The sequence below is a fragment of the Providencia sp. M-27 genome, assembly GCF_011077905.1.
GTDB classification, from domain to species: Bacteria; Pseudomonadota; Gammaproteobacteria; order Enterobacterales; family Enterobacteriaceae; genus Providencia; species Providencia huaxiensis.
The window spans coordinates 219,520-236,174 of record NZ_JAALBT010000004.1; the positions used below are offsets into that span (position 1 = coordinate 219,520).

General features: G+C 40.5%; 17 protein-coding genes. 11 read left to right on the top strand and 6 right to left on the bottom strand.

The window, feature by feature from the left end; translation table 11 throughout:
- Positions 1–96 precede the first annotated feature (96 nt).
- The 7 genes from sfsA to panD all read left to right on the top strand — a co-directional run bounded on the left by sfsA (position 97) and on the right by panD (position 6,504).
- Positions 97–807 (top strand): DNA/RNA nuclease SfsA, encoded by a 711-nt coding sequence (gene sfsA / locus G6Q48_RS08320; RefSeq protein WP_166265731.1) that lies wholly within the window; start codon positions 97–99, stop codon positions 805–807.
- Between the two features lie 195 nt (positions 808–1,002).
- Positions 1,003–1,458: an RNA polymerase-binding protein DksA gene (gene dksA / locus G6Q48_RS08325; RefSeq protein WP_004260494.1), complete on the top strand. Its 456-nt coding sequence runs from the start codon at positions 1,003–1,005 to the stop codon at positions 1,456–1,458.
- Positions 1,459–2,186: 728 nt separating this feature from the next.
- Positions 2,187–3,533: a polynucleotide adenylyltransferase PcnB gene (gene pcnB, locus G6Q48_RS08330; RefSeq protein WP_207393023.1), complete on the top strand. Its 1,347-nt coding sequence runs from the start codon at positions 2,187–2,189 to the stop codon at positions 3,531–3,533.
- 17 nt (positions 3,534–3,550) lie between these two features.
- On the top strand, positions 3,551–4,042 hold the full coding sequence (folK, locus tag G6Q48_RS08335) for a 2-amino-4-hydroxy-6-hydroxymethyldihydropteridine diphosphokinase (RefSeq protein WP_102139419.1): 492 nt from the start codon (positions 3,551–3,553) through the stop codon (positions 4,040–4,042).
- A 58-nt stretch (positions 4,043–4,100) separates the two neighbouring features.
- Entirely contained in the window at positions 4,101–4,892 is a 792-nt protein-coding gene (panB, locus tag G6Q48_RS08340) for a 3-methyl-2-oxobutanoate hydroxymethyltransferase (protein WP_102139420.1), read from the top strand.
- 30 nt (positions 4,893–4,922) lie between these two features.
- Positions 4,923–5,786 (top strand): pantoate--beta-alanine ligase, encoded by an 864-nt coding sequence (gene panC / locus G6Q48_RS08345; RefSeq protein WP_102139421.1) that lies wholly within the window; start codon positions 4,923–4,925, stop codon positions 5,784–5,786.
- Positions 5,787–6,123: 337 nt separating this feature from the next.
- Positions 6,124–6,504 carry an aspartate 1-decarboxylase gene (gene panD / locus G6Q48_RS08350; RefSeq protein WP_102139422.1) on the top strand — a complete coding sequence of 127 codons (381 nt, stop codon included), beginning with the start codon at positions 6,124–6,126 and terminating at the stop codon, positions 6,502–6,504.
- A 125-nt stretch (positions 6,505–6,629) separates the two neighbouring features.
- On the opposite strand, the gene G6Q48_RS08355 is transcribed toward panD, so the two are convergent.
- Entirely contained in the window at positions 6,630–7,400 is a 771-nt protein-coding gene (locus G6Q48_RS08355) for an ABC transporter permease (protein ID WP_004913713.1), read from the bottom strand.
- Positions 7,397–8,338: an ABC transporter ATP-binding protein gene (locus G6Q48_RS08360; RefSeq protein WP_004913716.1), complete on the bottom strand. Its 942-nt coding sequence runs from the start codon at positions 8,336–8,338 to the stop codon at positions 7,397–7,399. Before G6Q48_RS08360 ends, G6Q48_RS08355 begins: the two co-directional genes overlap by 4 nt.
- Positions 8,339–8,595: 257 nt before the next feature.
- Here G6Q48_RS08360 and can point away from each other — a divergent pair, with 257 nt between their 5' ends.
- The gene (can, locus tag G6Q48_RS08365; protein WP_102139423.1) at positions 8,596–9,249 is read left to right on the top strand and encodes a carbonate dehydratase; all 654 of its coding nucleotides are present in this window, start codon (positions 8,596–8,598) and stop codon (positions 9,247–9,249) included.
- A 99-nt stretch (positions 9,250–9,348) separates the two neighbouring features.
- On the opposite strand, the gene hpt is transcribed toward can, so the two are convergent.
- Both hpt and cueO read right to left on the bottom strand, forming a co-directional pair.
- Positions 9,349–9,885 carry a hypoxanthine phosphoribosyltransferase gene (gene hpt, locus G6Q48_RS08370; RefSeq protein ID WP_102139424.1) on the bottom strand — a complete coding sequence of 179 codons (537 nt, stop codon included), beginning with the start codon at positions 9,883–9,885 and terminating at the stop codon, positions 9,349–9,351.
- A 126-nt stretch (positions 9,886–10,011) separates the two neighbouring features.
- A complete protein-coding gene (gene cueO, locus G6Q48_RS08375; protein WP_166265737.1) occupies positions 10,012–11,673 on the bottom strand; it encodes a multicopper oxidase CueO in 1,662 nt (553 codons plus the stop codon).
- A 240-nt stretch (positions 11,674–11,913) separates the two neighbouring features.
- On the opposite strand from cueO, the gene G6Q48_RS08380 reads away from it, so the two are divergent.
- Positions 11,914–12,261 (top strand): YacC family pilotin-like protein, encoded by a 348-nt coding sequence (locus G6Q48_RS08380; protein ID WP_102139426.1) that lies wholly within the window; start codon positions 11,914–11,916, stop codon positions 12,259–12,261.
- 59 nt (positions 12,262–12,320) lie between these two features.
- On the opposite strand, the gene G6Q48_RS08385 is transcribed toward G6Q48_RS08380, so the two are convergent.
- Positions 12,321–13,370 (bottom strand): AbrB family transcriptional regulator, encoded by a 1,050-nt coding sequence (locus G6Q48_RS08385; RefSeq protein WP_102139427.1) that lies wholly within the window; start codon positions 13,368–13,370, stop codon positions 12,321–12,323.
- A 220-nt stretch (positions 13,371–13,590) separates the two neighbouring features.
- Entirely contained in the window at positions 13,591–14,214 is a 624-nt protein-coding gene (locus G6Q48_RS08390; RefSeq protein ID WP_102139428.1) for a TetR/AcrR family transcriptional regulator, read from the bottom strand.
- Positions 14,215–14,590: 376 nt separating this feature from the next.
- Between G6Q48_RS08390 and G6Q48_RS08395 the strand changes: the two genes are divergently transcribed.
- Positions 14,591–15,808, top strand: a complete 1,218-nt coding sequence (locus tag G6Q48_RS08395) for a Tm-1-like ATP-binding domain-containing protein (RefSeq protein WP_166265740.1) — start codon at positions 14,591–14,593, stop codon at positions 15,806–15,808.
- A 12-nt stretch (positions 15,809–15,820) separates the two neighbouring features.
- Positions 15,821–16,648, top strand: a complete 828-nt coding sequence (locus G6Q48_RS08400; RefSeq protein ID WP_166265743.1) for a phosphoenolpyruvate hydrolase family protein — start codon at positions 15,821–15,823, stop codon at positions 16,646–16,648.
- Positions 16,649–16,655 lie beyond the last annotated feature (7 nt).

The window sequence follows — 16,655 nt, forward strand, 5'->3', positions numbered from 1 at the left end:
GGCTATCACTCCATATATTTAACTTTTGCTGTCAGACATTGTAGCATTAGCCTCTTTTGCCAGTAAGCATATTACCGATACCCTAGCGGAGATCCCATGGAATTTGAACCCGCCTTACAACCTGCCACTTTAATTAAGCGGTACAAGCGCTTTTTGGCTGATGTGACTTTACCGAGCGGTGAAGAAATAACAATTCACTGTGCGAATACGGGCGCTATGACAGGTTGTGCAACCCCGGGTGATACCATCTGGTATTCAACGTCCGATAATAAAAAACGCAAATACCCGTATAGCTGGGAGTTAACCCAAACAGCAAATGGTCATTTTATTTGCATTAATACCCTTCGTGCGAACCAATTAGTTGCGCAAGCCTTAACCGAAAAACACATTCCAGAATTATCCGAATACAGCGTAATAAAACCTGAAGTCAAATATGGCACAGAAAATAGCCGAATCGATTTCTATCTCACGCAAAATGGATTACCCGATTGCTTTATCGAAGTAAAATCAGTAACTTTACTCGAAAATAATCAAGGTTTTTTTCCTGACGCGGTGACACTTAGGGGCCAAAAACATTTAAGAGAACTAATGTATATTGCGAAAGAAGGAAAAAGAGCCATACTATTGTTTGTTGCTTTACACACAGGTATTCACGTAGCATCTGCAGCGGCACATATTGATAAGCATTATGCGCTATTATTGGAGGAAGCGAGACAAAGTGGTGTTGAAGTGCTTTGTTATCAAGCTGATATAACTGTTCAACAAATGGTGTTAAGTAAGCAGATTCACTTTAACTCTATTAAATAAAGTTTTTTTAACCGATTTTTATACGAGGCCGCAGAGTTCTGGGCGCTAAAAAGGGAATAAACACGCTCGCCCTCACAGCATTACAAAACTCATTGCAGGAACGATTGCCAAGAGAGCAGTCTTCTGCTATTTATAGCGACCTTAATTTTTCCCCCTTGGGGTTTTTGTAAAATTTGCGTGTGTAGGAGAAGCATTATGCAAGAAGGGCAAAAACGTAAGACATCGTCCTTAAGCATTCTCGCCATTGCTGGGGTTGAACCCTATCATGAAAAAGCTGGCGAAGAGTATATGAACGAGGCCCAGTTGGCGCATTTTAAGCTCATTCTCGAAGCATGGCGCAATCAACTCAGAGATGAAGTGGACCGGACTGTTACTCATATGCAAGATGAGGCAGCTAACTTTCCAGACCCCGTTGATAGAGCCGCTCAGGAAGAAGAATTCAGCCTTGAATTACGTAACCGGGACCGTGAACGTAAACTGATTAAGAAAATCGAAAAAACGCTGAAAAAAGTTGAAGATGACGACTTTGGCTATTGTGAATCATGTGGTGTAGAAATTGGTATCCGTCGTTTGGAAGCCCGTCCTACCGCTGATTTATGTATCGACTGTAAAACATTAGCTGAAATTCGCGAAAAGCAAATGGCTGGCTAGTGTCTGTATGGAGTCCTGAACGGCGCATATTACTGCGCCGTTACAAGGGAACTCCACATTCTGTTATGTTCCGCTCAGAGCCTATTCCTTGCGTTAGCTATCACGTAAAATCTATCCTTCTCGCATCTTTTTGCCAATTGGCTGGCGATAACGTCCTATCATGTTCCTTTAAATAAGATAAATATTTACTTTCGCGTAATTTTTTACGGAAATAGCTTATACTATCTTTTAACCCCATAGTGTGAATTTGAACGATAATCTAATAACAAAAAAACGCTTAAAATAAGGCTTCTAACCCTATACACCTATAGCAAGAAAGCTTTTTGCGCTATTATTTTGCGTAAATTTTATTGGTAACGTTTATAATTAGAGACGACTTTTATTCGTTTAACCATTCTCAAAGAAACTTCTGTGAGCTATGATTAGCCGCTTATTTTGTTTAATGAATATTGGTAATGACATCGAGGTGTACTATTTTTAACCGAGTAGCAAATTTCTGCCGTAATATTTTATCTCGCAATACAGATGCATCTCCTGAAGATGTAGTAAAACATCGTGATCCTTCGCGAGATAGTCAGGCAGCCGGTAAAAGGCCAGTCACTCATTCTGCTCATGCGCAAACCGCATCTAAGGAGCAGAACACCGTTCAACCCCATAAAACAACCCCTATTAGAAAAACGGTTCGTCAATCTCAACGTGCCGATTCAACACCTGAGAAGCGCCCTACAATGACAACCGTAAACGAAGAAAACATTACTGTTATCCCGCGTTCCGAACACCCTATTTCACGCAGTGATATCAGTGATAATGCGTTAAAAGTGCTGTATCGCTTAAATAAAAGTGGCTTTGAAGCCTATTTAGTGGGTGGGGGTGTGCGTGATTTGCTTTTAGGCCAAAAACCTAAAGACTTCGATATTACGACAAACGCAACACCAGAACAGATCCGCAAATTATTTCGTAATTGCCGTCTAGTTGGTCGCCGTTTCCGCCTAGCACACATTATGTTTGGCCCCGAAATTATTGAAGTTGCAACTTTCCGTGGCCACCATGACCAAAGTGCATCAGATGACAAAAACTTATCTGCACAAGCACAAAATGGCATGTTGTTACGCGATAACATCTTTGGTTCCATTGAGGAAGATGCGATCCGTCGGGACTTCACCGTTAACAGCCTATATTACAATATTGAAGACTTCACATTACGTGACTACGTTAATGGCTTAACTGACCTCAAAGCTGGCGTTATTCGTCTAATTGGTGACCCAGAAACACGCTATCGTGAAGACCCAGTCAGAATGCTAAGAGCGGTACGTTTCGCCTGCAAATTAAATATGAGCATCGAACCAAAAACTGCAGAGCCAATTTACCAACTTGCTCATTTATTGAGAGAAATTCCATCTGCTCGGTTATTTGAAGAGTCACTCAAATTACTACAAGCAGGCCAAGGTTACGATACCTATAAAATGCTCAAAAAATATGGTTTGTTTGAGCAGCTTTTCCCTGTTGTCGCAAGCCGCTTTACGGATAACAGTGATTCGCCAATGGAAAAAATCATTGAGCAAGTCCTTAAAAATACTGACTTCCGATTAAAAAATGATAAGCGTGTTAACCCTGCTTTTTTATTTGCGGCTATGTTATGGTACCCAGTTACAGAGCATGCTGAAAAGCTCTCTCAAGAAGGCGGGCTAGCCTATTACGATGCATTTGCCCTTGCGATGAATGATATTTTAGATGAACAGTGCCGTTCGATTGCGATCCCAAAACGCATTACAACCACGATACGTGATATTTGGTTGTTGCAATTACGTTTACCTCGTCGCCAAGGTCGTCGTGCCAATAAATTAATGGAGCACCCGAAATTCCGTGCCGCGTTTGATTTATTAGAGTTAAGGGCCAATGTTGAGCACCGCAACGAGCTACAAGAGTTAGCATTATGGTGGGCTGATTTTCAACAAGCGAATAATACCAAACAGCGTGAAATGATTTCGGAATTAGGCAACGCACCCACTCGCCGTCGCCATCGCCCACGTTCATCACAAGGTGGAACAGGTGCACGCCGGTCGAATAAGTCATAATTGATAGAGAGAATACAATGGAACAAGTCTATATTGCTGTAGGAAGTAACCTTGGTGAGCCGCTATTACAGGCACAACAAGCTATTGCAGCATTAGATGCGATTCCCAATAGCCGTGTTGTTTCTACCTCTTCTGTGTACCGAACTAAACCACTAGGTCCACAAAACCAGCCAGATTTTCTGAATCTGGCTGTACTACTCGAAACAAGTCTTGAGCCAGAAATACTCCTCAACCACACACAAAAAATCGAGCTTGAGCTTGGTCGTGTTCGCAAAGAGGAACGTTGGGGTCCACGAACTCTTGACCTCGATATCATGCTTTTTGGTAACCGTATTATCAATACTGAACGGTTAATTGTTCCACATTATGGGCTAAAAGAGCGTGAGTTTATGTTGTATCCGCTTAGTGAAATCGCCCCTTCCCTTGTTTTTCCTGATGGCGAAAAGCTTTCAGAAAGACTCACACAAGTCCCTCGAAATGGCCTAACATTTTGGGATATTCCAGCCTAAAATGTTCAACCTCTTATGAGGTATGGTCGCAGGGAGATCATTTCCGGAGGTTATTATAATGAAACCAATTTCTCTGGCTGATTTATGTCAGTTTAAAAAAGACAAACACAAATTTGCAACTATGACTGCCTATGACGCAAGCTTTGCTCAATTATTTTATGAGCAAGGTATTCAAGTGATGCTCGTTGGAGACTCACTGGGAATGACGATCCAAGGTGAATCATCTACTTTACCAGTTACTGTCGAGCAAATTGCTTACCACACCCGATGCGTTCGCAAAGGTGCACCAAACGCCTTCATTATTGCAGATATGCCATTTATGAGTTACGCCACACCAGAACAAGCTTGTGCTAATGCAGCAATTTTGATGCAAGCCGGTGCAAACATGGTGAAAATTGAGGGTGGCAGCTGGTTATGTGATACCGTAAGAATGCTAGGAGAACGCTCTGTTCCTGTGTGTGGTCATCTCGGTTTAACACCACAAGCCGTCAACGTTCTTGGCGGTTATAAAGTCCAAGGACGCGATGAGGTCACGGCAAATCAATTACTCAAAGATGCGATTGCACTAGAAAATGCAGGTATCCAATTATTGGTTCTCGAATGTGTTCCAACTGCCTTAGCAAGTCATGTTTCTGAAGAGTTGCTATTACCGGTGATTGGTATTGGCGCAGGAAATGGAACTGATGGACAAATCCTTGTTATGCATGATGCACTGGGTATTACCGCACGAGCGCCTAAATTTGCTAAAAACTTTTTAGCTCAAGCAGGCAACCTTCATGATGCTATTCGTATGTATATTCAAGAAGTGGAAGATGGCATTTACCCAAGTGAAGCACATTCTTTTTCTTAATTGATGCCAGTAATTATAAGGAACTCACGTATGCTTATCGTTGAAACGGCACTTATCTTACGCCGTGAAATTCGCCGCTGGAAACAAGAAGGTAAACGTATTGCACTTGTCCCTACGATGGGTAATTTACACGATGGTCACTTAACACTCATTGACCAAGCGAAAAAACAAGCTGATATTGTGATTGCCAGTGTATTCGTAAACCCAATGCAATTTGATAGGCAATCTGATTTAGCCAATTACCCACGGACTTTGCAAGAAGATTGCGAAAAATTAAAGCGTCGTGATATCAATTTAGTTTTTGCCCCTTCCCCGCAAGAATTCTATCCAGAAGGGATGGAAAAACAGACTTTTGTTGACGTTCCCGAGTTATCGACGATGTTAGAAGGCGCAAGCCGTCCCGGTCATTTTAGAGGTGTCGCAACGGTTATCACTAAGCTGTTCAACTTAGTACAGCCCGATATTGCTTTGTTTGGTGAAAAAGATTACCAACAGTTGCAATTAATTCGCAAATTAGTCGCTGACTTATCATTTGATACTCAAATTGTTAGTGTCCCAACGGTTAGAGCCAAAAATGGCTTAGCATTGAGTTCACGCAACAACAATTTGTCAGCGGAAGAGCTAAAAACAGCGCCTAAACTGTATCAAATTATGCAACAAGCGGGTGAAAAATTAGTCGCTGAGCCTAACGCATCTGAGGTTATTATAGAAGAGATGAATAATAGCTTACGTGAAGCCGGTTTTACCCCTGATGAGCTATTTATTCGCGATGCAGATACATTATTACCACTTGGTGAGCCGAGTAAACGTGCGGTTATTTTAATGGCTGCATGGTTAGGTCAAACGCGTCTTATTGACAATTTACAAGTTGACCTGCAACGCGATATTGCATAAAAATAAATCAATTATAAAAATGAAATAACACACTGCAATTACAGTGTTTATAGCGTTAATTCAATGTCTGTGTTCCGAATGGCTTTTATTTTTTCAAACTCATTTGGTTCACAGCTAGGCGGTAAGTAAGCGAGTCTCTAGGAGCATACATAAGTATGTGACTAGGGCGAGCGAGCGCCACCAACAACGCTGTGTTCCGAATGGCTTTTATTTTTTTCAAACTCATTTGGTTCACAGCTAGGCGGTAAGTAAACGAGTCCCTAGGAGCATACATAAGTATGTGACTAGGGTGAGTGAGCGCCACCAACAACGCTGTGAGCCAAATGAGGAAGAAAAAATGTTAAGAAGAATGTTACAAGGCAAACTCCACCGAGTCACTGTTACACAAGCAGACCTACACTACGAGGGCTCATGTGCAATAGATCAGGACTTCATGGATGCCGCTGGGATCATTGAATACGAAGCCATTGATATTTACAACGTTGATAACGGTGAACGTTTTTCAACTTATGCAATTTCGGGCGAACGTGGTTCAAAAATTATTTCGGTTAATGGTGCTGCTGCACGCCGCGCTGCGGTTGGTGATAAACTGATTATTTGCTCTTATGTGCAAATAGAAGATGAAGACGCTCGCTTACATAAACCAAAAGTAGCTTACTTTGATGAAAATAATAAAATGAGTCGCCTAGCAAAAGCGGTTCCAGTCCAAGTGGCATAATTTGGGTCTTTGCTTACCCAATAAATTGATTAATAACACCATTTATATACATTTCAATAAAAAACGGCTTTTGATTACATTCAGTATCAAAAGCCGTTTTTTTAACACAATTTCATCCCTAAAACTTAGCTTCTGAGGCCTCGACCCTGCTCAATTAGGAACCATGTTAATGCATAAAAGACGACTAAAAAAATCATTAAGACGCCTAATGTAATCGCGATAGAAACATCAGCTATTCCCAGAAAGCCATAACGAAAGCCGCTGATCATATACACAATTGGGTTCAGTTTAGAGACGGCTTGCCAAAACGGGGGGAGCAGTGACAACGAATAAAACACACCGCCTAAATACGTTAATGGTGTTAATACAAAGGTAGGAACAATACTAATATCATCAAATGTCTTAGCGAAGATGGCATTTAATAAACCAGCAAGGGAAAACACAATTGCGGTTAGTAATAACGTTATGACTACCATTGCCCATGAATGGACTTGCAATGGAATAAAAAATAACGATACCAATGTGACGAGAAAGCCGACTAAAATCCCTCTAGCAACACCACCACCAACAAAACCTGCGATAATAATATGCGTCGGAACAGGGGCAACGAGTAATTCTTCAATATTTTTCTGAAATTTAGAGCCAAAGAAAGAAGAACAAACATTTGAATATGAATTAGTGATCACCGCCATCATGATCAGCCCGGGGACGATAAACTGCATATAATCCACACCGCCCATATCACCAATTCTTGAACCAATTAAGTTACCAAAAATCACAAAATAGAGCGACATGGTGATCACAGGTGGTAATAATGTTTGTATCCAAATACGGCCGAACCGCGTGACTTCTTTTATCCAAATGGTTTTTAATGCGACCCAATATAGTGAGATCATCTTGCAATCTCCTTCTCGGTTGCATTACTTTCTCTTTTGACTAAGTTAACAAATAACTCTTCTAACCGATTTGCTTTATTTCGCATACTTAAAATCTGAACACCTTGCTCACTGAATTGGCTAAAAACACTATTTAGACCTTGCTCTCTTTTGACATCTACCTCAAGTGTTGAGGTGTCTATCAAACGTGATTCATACCCTAATAATTGAGGGATCGGACTTTTTGGCATTAAATCAAAAATAAAGGTTTCTGATTCTAATTGACTCAGTAATTGCTTCATACTTGTATTTTCAACTAATTCACCGTGTTGAATAATACCAATATTACGGCATAACATTTCAGCTTCTTCCAAATAGTGAGTGGTTAAAATGATTGTCGTTCCCTGAGCGTTAAGATTCTTTAAGAATGTCCACATTGAACGGCGAAGTTCAATATCAACACCCGCGGTGGGTTCATCCAAAATTAATAGCTTTGGTTGGTGCATCAACGCACGGGCTATCATTAAGCGGCGTTTCATACCACCGGACAAATTACGAGCCCGCTCATCACGCTTTTCCCATAAATCAAGCTGGGTCAGGTACTGCTCTGCACGTTGTACAGCAACAGAGCGCGTGACCCCATAATAACCGGCTTGGTTAAGAACGATTTGTAATACCGTTTCAAATGGGTTGAAATTAAACTCTTGAGGCACTAATCCAAGTTGCTGCTTTGCTTGCACAACTTGCTTTTCTAAATCATAACCAAATACTTTTACAGAACCGCTCGTTTTATTCACCAGCGAGCTAATGATCCCGATCGTGGTTGATTTACCCGCGCCATTTGGCCCCAACAATGCGTAAAAGTCACCGTCTTCAACGCTCAGGTCAATCCCTTTCAGGGCTTTTACACCACCTGGGTAGGTTTTGGTTAATTGCGATAACTCAAGTGCATATGTCATATGTAAAAAAAACCTTTATTCTTAGGACGATTTGAAGGCAATATATCATCATGATGCCACTTTTTTCTGCACTATGTTATGCAGAAAAGAGATAATTAGTTTATACAATATAATTCAATATGTTATGAATTTAGGGTTGTCTTGCCTAAAAGACAGGTTCATCATAAGGATGTTGAAATTAGTATAACTAATTATTAATTAATCAATAAATGTTGTATAAGATTTTATCGCAAAGTAACACAACTAGGCTATAAGTCATGATGAGAAAAATCGAAGAGCTGTTTGCTAACAATGAAGCATGGTCAGCATCAGTCAATGAACAAGATCCCGAATTCTTCAAAGAATTATCAAAAGCGCAAAAGCCGAGATTCTTATGGATAGGCTGCTCTGACAGCCGAGTACCTGCAGAAAAATTAATTAACGCGGCACCTGGCGACCTTTTTGTGCACCGTAATGTTGCCAACTTAGTTATTCACACTGACCTAAACTGTTTATCAGTCATTCAATATGCCGTTGATGTCTTACAAGTTGAGCACATCATTATTTGTGGCCACTACGGCTGCGGTGGTATTGAAGCAGCGGTTGATAACACCGAACTTGGCTTAATTAATAACTGGCTATTACACATAAGAGATATTTGGTACAGACATAGCTCTATGTTAGGTGAGCTAAAACCTTGCGAGCGTCTTAACCGTTTATGCGAATTAAATGTCGTTGAGCAAGTTTATAATTTAGGGCATTCAACCATCATGCAATCTGCATGGAAACGAGGCCAGAAAGTGATGATCCACGGTTGGGTATATGGGATTAATAATGGCCGGTTACACGACTTACATATTACTGCTGACAGCCGAGAAAAACTTGAGTTATGTTACCGTGAAGCTATTTCAACATTAACTCAAAAAAAATAAATTAAATTATTAATTCGAAGCTCTTAGACATAAGAGCTTCTATGCACAACAAAAAAGGACAGCAATGCTGTCCTTTTTTGGTCGTTTTATTCAGAAGATCTAGTCTTCTAATAACGTTACGTGCCCAATATAAGGCAGATGACGATATTGCTGAGCGTAGTCAATACCGTAACCCACCACAAATTTGTCTTCAATCGAATAACCAATCCATTCAACAGGAACCTGTACTTCTCGGCGTGAAGGTTTATCCAGCAATGTACAAATAGCAACAGATTTAGGGCCGCGTAATTCGAAAATTTCACGAACTTTATTTAAGGTATTGCCAGAGTCGATAATATCTTCAACGATTAATACGTGTTTATCACGGATATCTTCGTCCAAGTCTTTGACAATTTTAACATCACGGCTTGATGTCATTGCATTGCCGTAGCTTGAAACGGTCATAAAATCGACTTCATGAGGAACATCAATCTTACGACATAAATCAGCCATAAAAATAAATGAACCTTTCAGCAAACCAACAAGGACTAATTCACCATCAAGTGTTTGATAATGAGCGCTAATTTTATCGGCTAATTCACTGATTCGTTGAGCAATCTCTTCTTCAGAGATCATTACTTCAAGGGTATGTTTCATCGTCTATTACGCATCTATGGGAATGGAAAGCACGTAATTTTAACATAGGCAGCACGCATATACTAATAAAGGAAAATGCAGTGCTAAAATTTCACACTGCATTTTATCTGAAAATAAATGTGGCTGTTAACTTACAGTGAAGCCCAACATCATTCCGGTATCTTCATGCTCTAAGAGATGGCAGTGAGCCATATAAGGATGTTGTTGAGTTGCAGGGTGTTTAAATTCGACTAAAATTTCACTCACCTGCCCTTCCACTTTAACAATATCTTTCCAACCTTGGCGATGAGGCTCTACGGCTTGACCATTTTCTTTTAGGATACGAAAACGTGTTCCATGAACGTGGAATGGGTGCAACATCATATCGCCACGCCCTGAAACGACCCATATTTCTTGTTGATTCATAGGAGCATTGAATGCAGGATGAGTCATTGAAAAAACCTGTCCATTAATGGTATTCGCGTTATGAATATCTAAACCATCAGAACCTGAACCACAGTGGCCGCCACTTCCCATTTTGCCATTCATATTTCCATGGTTCATATTTCCATGGTTCATATTTCCATGGTTCATATTTCCATGGTTCATATTGCCTGCATTCATGTTACCGTGGTTCATATTGCCCATCATTGCACCATGGCCGCCCATGTTACCCATGGCCTGGTCACCATATTTTTCACGTAACATCATCATGCCTTGCATGTCCAAACGCATATCCATCATTAAGTGGAAACGACGACGGTTTAAGCCAGCAAGAGAAGGAATAGCAGACATTGCTGCAAGTGTTGATGGTAAGTCACCTTCTCCCTTCGTCAACGTTGTTTCGATACGCAATACAGGCAAAGGCTGGTCAAATGGTGCGATCGTCATGCCCATTTGCCCGACGGGTAGCGTAACCAAATCGAATGCGCGACCATCGGAGGCATCAATTAAGACTTCAAAGCGCTCTCCCATCAAGATAGGTAATTCTGTTACGGAAACTGGCTCGGCTAGTAAACCACCATCACTCGCAACGACATACATTTTACGTCCATCACTGGTGGAAATGTTTAAACTTCTCGCATTGCAGCCATTTAATAACCTTAAGCGTAGCCAACCTTTTGGGGCAACATGTTTAGGGTAAACAGCTCCGTTCGTCAACATGATGTCTCCGAACCACCCCACTGCCGCGCTCATCACATCAAGCTGGTAGTCAATTTGACCATCATCTTTTAAGCGTTTGTCCTGCAAAATGACAGGAATATCATCAACGCCCCAATCACTTGGTAAGCCGTGCTTTGTGCTGTCTTCATCTTTAATTAATACAAGACCAGCTAAGCCCATTGCGACTTGATAACCCGTTTTTCCATGAGTATGTGGATGAAACCAACATGTCGCTTCACTTTGGTTTACCGTAAAATTCACTTTACGGCTTGCTCCCGGCTGAATTATCGCTTGAGGCCCACCATCTTGTTCACCTGAAATTTCTAAGCCATGCCAGTGAACGGTTGTATCTTCAGCCAATTGATTCACAATATTGATATTAACGCTTTGCCCATTCTTTAAGCTAATCGCAGGGCCCAATAAATTGCCGTTATAACCCCATGTCGTTGTTTTCTTTCCTGGAATAAACTGCGAAATACCTTGTTGGATAGCTAGCTGAATATTGCCTTGTGCATCTGGCTCAACTAGCGGAGGGATTGCCAGCTCAGGGTAGTTTCCCGCTGCGACCGCGATGCGGCTCCAAATAGGCAGCGCACTTGCAGCATATGTGATAGCACTTAATTTCAAAAAATCGCGACGTAGCATTGATAACCTTCCTTTTATTTATCAAATTAATAATCATCAGAGGGGTAATTTATGGCAAATTACACTTTCGAAGCAAAACATGGTTTAATGAAGGTATGATAAAGCCTCCCCTTACAGGAAGGTCAATAAAGCCACTCTATAAATGTGGGTTTATTACATGGATTTAAGAAAAATATAGTTGACTAACAATTCTATTCTTATGCTAACGTAACTTGACATAGAAAACAGATAGAATAACGAATGCGCAAATTTATATTGATGTCATGCTTAATGACTCTGTTAGGGATAACCAATTCTGCCAGAGCTCTTTCTACCAACGAAGCTGAAGATCTTGCTGATCTTACGGCCGTTTTTATTTATCTAAAATATGATTGTGGGTATTCACAAATCCCTGATAGAGAAATTGAACGTGCTATCGTTTACTTTGCTAAAAGCAACAAATGGGATCTTAGTAACTATAATGCGGAAAAAATGACCGCTCTTAACAAAGAAAGTTATAGTGACCTAAAAGGAATACCACTTACCACCGAGTTTAAATGTCAGTCCCTTGCTCGCGATTCGCTAGGCCTTTTTGCTTACGTAAAATAAGCGGAGGATAAAGCCCATCAAGAAAACATGCCCAAATATAGTCTGCATGTTTTCTTTCTTTACTCTAAATTATTATTCCTTTTTTGCCTTCGTTCTTGCCAAAACAGGGCTATCGATGGAATACTTTGAATAATCACCATTCTGATAATATGATTTGACATCACAAAGCCCGCATCTAAATTCATGGTAATTGCTGCGAATGTCATTGCTTCCATACTCCCCGGCGCCCAAGCTAACAATAATACTGAAATATCATAGCCTGTCATCCAAGATGCAAATACCGTGATAAGAAAAGTCAGCACGATATTTACCACCACAACTTGGGCTGAAGAATATATATTTTTAATCAACGATGAAAGTGGAAAAACAATGAAATGGTTACCAATATTCATCCCGATCAATACCATACTGAGTTCAGTCAACATCAGTGGGAAATTCAATGGGATATCAACCCAACCTTGAATGAGTGTTGCCGCTGCTAATGACGTTAACATAAAAGGCGCAGGGACTCTTAAACGCTGTAAAATTATCCCTGAAATAACACCAACAACAATAATAAGCAGTAGCCATCCCGTTGAAACTAATGTGAGTTCTGGAAATTCGATTATCGGTTGCGGATCACCATCACTACCAACAACAATACCTGCTAATAAAATAAGAATAATTAAACGAATTGTATGGGAAATAACAATTTTTTGGGGTGGTGTATGGGTATGGTCAGTTAATGCGAGAATTGCAGCCATCGCACCGGGGACAGAGCCTAGCATTGCCTCTTGTTTTGTCCAACCGACTTTTCGGTAAAACCAAAAAAAGCTGAACGAAAATTGCACGGCCAAACAGACAACTAGCATTAATAGTAAAAGAAATAAATTGTCTGCTTCATTAAGAGATACTTGATTGAACATCAAGCCGACAGAGGTTCCCAGTGTGACTTGAACAAAGGTAATGGTATGTTTAGGAATTGCGAACGAAATACCAAAACGATGAAAAATGATAATCGCAATGATCGGGCCAAACATCAATGCAAGGGGAATTCCAAGATAAGTAAGCCCACCACCGATTAAAGCACAGATGGAAATTCCACCTATCATTTTTAATAATTTCATCATATGGTATTAACCATTAAGTCTTTTTATAGCCCTAATTTATATCACATTATTTAAGCAATATGGTTTTAGTTTTTAATTATTTATCCCCTTAGTGACATCTACCAGTATTTATTCATTTATTAGGTTTTGATCTAGTTATTTTAACTTAGTCTGAAAAAATCTCTCTAACACAAATTAACATAGCATAGTAACAAAACTATTTTTACTTTAACTGTTTTCTTCATTTTATATTATCAGCGCGAGCTTGATTCATAATCGCTTTGGACATCCATTGGGCTAATTCTGTTACTTGAGCATCATCCATTTTCCAAATATCTTTTAATACTAAAAATATTTCAGAACCATAAATAACAGAAAAGGCTCGAATGACTCTGTCTATAATTTCTTGCGGATATTCTGATTTCATTGGCGATGTCACCATCGCAAGAATTTCTTTACGATTTCCGCGTTCTAGAGGCTTATCTTTAATATTTTGTGGAGCAGCTCGCCCCTGTGCCCATTGCTGTAGTGATACTTGCAGCGCGGCGCGCAAAACACCTTCATGTTCAAACATACGTGGAAAAGCATAGGTTAATAGCTCGCCAATACGCTCTTCGGTTTGCTCACTTTGTGGCCGCCAAGTTAAAATAGGACCTAAACTTTCATTAACCGTTGCGGTAATTAAATCGGCTTGTGTCGGAAAATAACGATATGCTGTCGCACGAGAAACTCCCGCCTCAACTGCCAATTCAGAAACAGAAGGCATCGCCCCTTTTTCAAATAAATCTAAAGCTGTCGTAACCAATAATACATAGGTCCGTTTTCGTGTCCCTTTGTATTCTGAGAGTGAGTGAGTTTTAGACATTAATTTATCCTTAAAATACTGTCACTTACTATAAGGCCAGTTAGCGTTAATGAAAACACATAAGTGTAAACAGGTAAATATACTTAATTGATAATTTGAAAAGATTTATCTATGGAGGTGATTTCAACGATAATAGCAAAAATCATAACAATCACATTTAAATCTTTTAATCTTCTACATGTATTCGAAGTAATTCAAGATTATTAATAAGTATTTATTACATTTTATCAATAGGATATGAATACTAGCAACCAATGTCTTTCACAATAAAACAAAAAATGAGACTACGGTCTCATTTTAAAACTAAACCAAATGATACCATGGTCTCATTATGATGGAAAATTCAACGCTCGTTTTACTCTGAAAGGGTTGTTCTATGAAAAAACATCCGGGTTTTATTTATGTTGTAACGACGCTTGACACTAAAAGTGCTGAACTATTTTATGTCAGTGAATTAATCAAAAACGCCGGATTAGCGGTACGTACCGTTGACCTGACAACACAGCCAACGCAATTAGAAAAAAACGCAGATATCAGCGCACATACCGTTGCAAGTTTTCATCCGCTCGGCACTGAAGCCGTTTTCTGCGGTGACCGTGGTAAAGCCATTGAAGCCATGGCACATGCTTTCAGCCTTTATCTTGCCGCACAAACAGATGTTGCCGCTATTCTTGGCTTAGGCGGGTCAGGAGGAACAGCTCTCATCACACCGGCCATGCAAGTATTGCCTGTGGGTATTCCAAAATTAATGGTTTCCACTATGGCTTCAGGGGACATTTCTGGTTATATCGGTGCGAGTGATATTTCAATGATGTATTCCGTCACTGATGTATCAGGTTTGAATATCATTTCTCGCAAAGTATTAAAAAATGCAGCCAATCAAATCGCAGGAGCTGTTTGGTTTGATGACGAAGAACAACCGCATGACTTAAAACCAGCAATTGCACTCACCATGTTCGGGGTAACGACCCCATGCGTACAACAACTTACAACACAGTTAGAGGCGCAATATGACTGTCTAGTTTTCCATGCGACAGGCAGTGGTGGTAAAGCCATGGAAAAACTGATTGATAGCCAATTACTGCATTCAGTTTTAGACATTACAACCACCGAAGTGTGTGACCACTTATTTGGTGGCGTATTGGCTTGTGATGAAGACCGTTTCGGTGCTATTGAGCGTACTCAGACCCCTTGTGTGATGTCTTGTGGAGCCTTGGATATGGTGAATTTCGGCCGTCCTTCCAGCGTGCCCGAACACTACCAAGATCGCTTGTTTTATCACCACAATGCTCAAGTCACTTTAATGAGAACGACCAAAGAAGAAAACCAACAAATGGGTCGTTGGATTGCAGAAAAATTAAATCGTTGTCACGGTGAAGTGCGCTTTATTATTCCAACAGCAGGGTTTTCGGCATTAGATATTGACGGTGCTCCATTTTGGGATCCTATCGCAGACCAAGCCTTCATTGATGCTTTAACCGAAAATCTAATCATAACAGAGAAAAGACAGCTTATTTTGAGTCCTTATCATATTAACTCCTCCGAGTTTTGTGACCAGGTTATTCAGCTTCACCAGGAAATTTTGAACAAATAATAGAGGTTAACTATGAAACATAACCGCGCAGATTTATTAAAAAAATTTAGAGACATGATTGCTCGGGGAGAACCAATCATCGGTGGTGGCGCAGGAACAGGGCTATCAGCTAAGTGTGAAGAAGCGGGCGGTATCGATTTAATCGTTATCTATAACTCAGGCCGTTATCGCATGGCAGGTAGAGGTTCACTTGCAGGCTTATTAGCCTATGGCAATGCAAATGAAATCGTTATGGATATGGCAAAAGAAGTTTTGCCCGTAGTGAAACATACTCCTGTCCTTGCCGGTGTGAATGGAACAGACCCATTCTGCCAATTCGATAAATTCCTCGATGACATCAAAGCAACAGGCTTCGCAGGGGTACAAAATTTCCCTACCGTCGGGCTAATTGATGGTAACTTCCGCGCCAATTTAGAAGAAACAGGAATGGGCTATGGGTTAGAAGTTGAGATGATCCGCCTCGCTCATGAGAAAGATTTACTCACGACGCCTTACGTTTTTAGTGCTGAAGACGCAATTGCGATGACTAAAGCCGGGGCTGACATTATTGTGCCACATATGGGGTTAACAACCGGGGGAAATATTGGAGCTGAAACCGCACTGACGCTCAGGGATTGCGTTCCACTAATCAATGAATGGGCAAAAGCGGCAAAAGCAGTACGCGAAGATGTGATTGTTCTGTGCCACGGTGGCCCGATAGCCACCCCTGAAGATGCTGAATACATTTTAGCCAACTGCCCTGATTGCCATGGTTTCTATGGTGCCAGCTCAATGGAGCGTTTACCAACAGAAGTAGCATTAACTGCCACCACACAAAAATTTAAATCAATTACACGTTAGTTTTTTT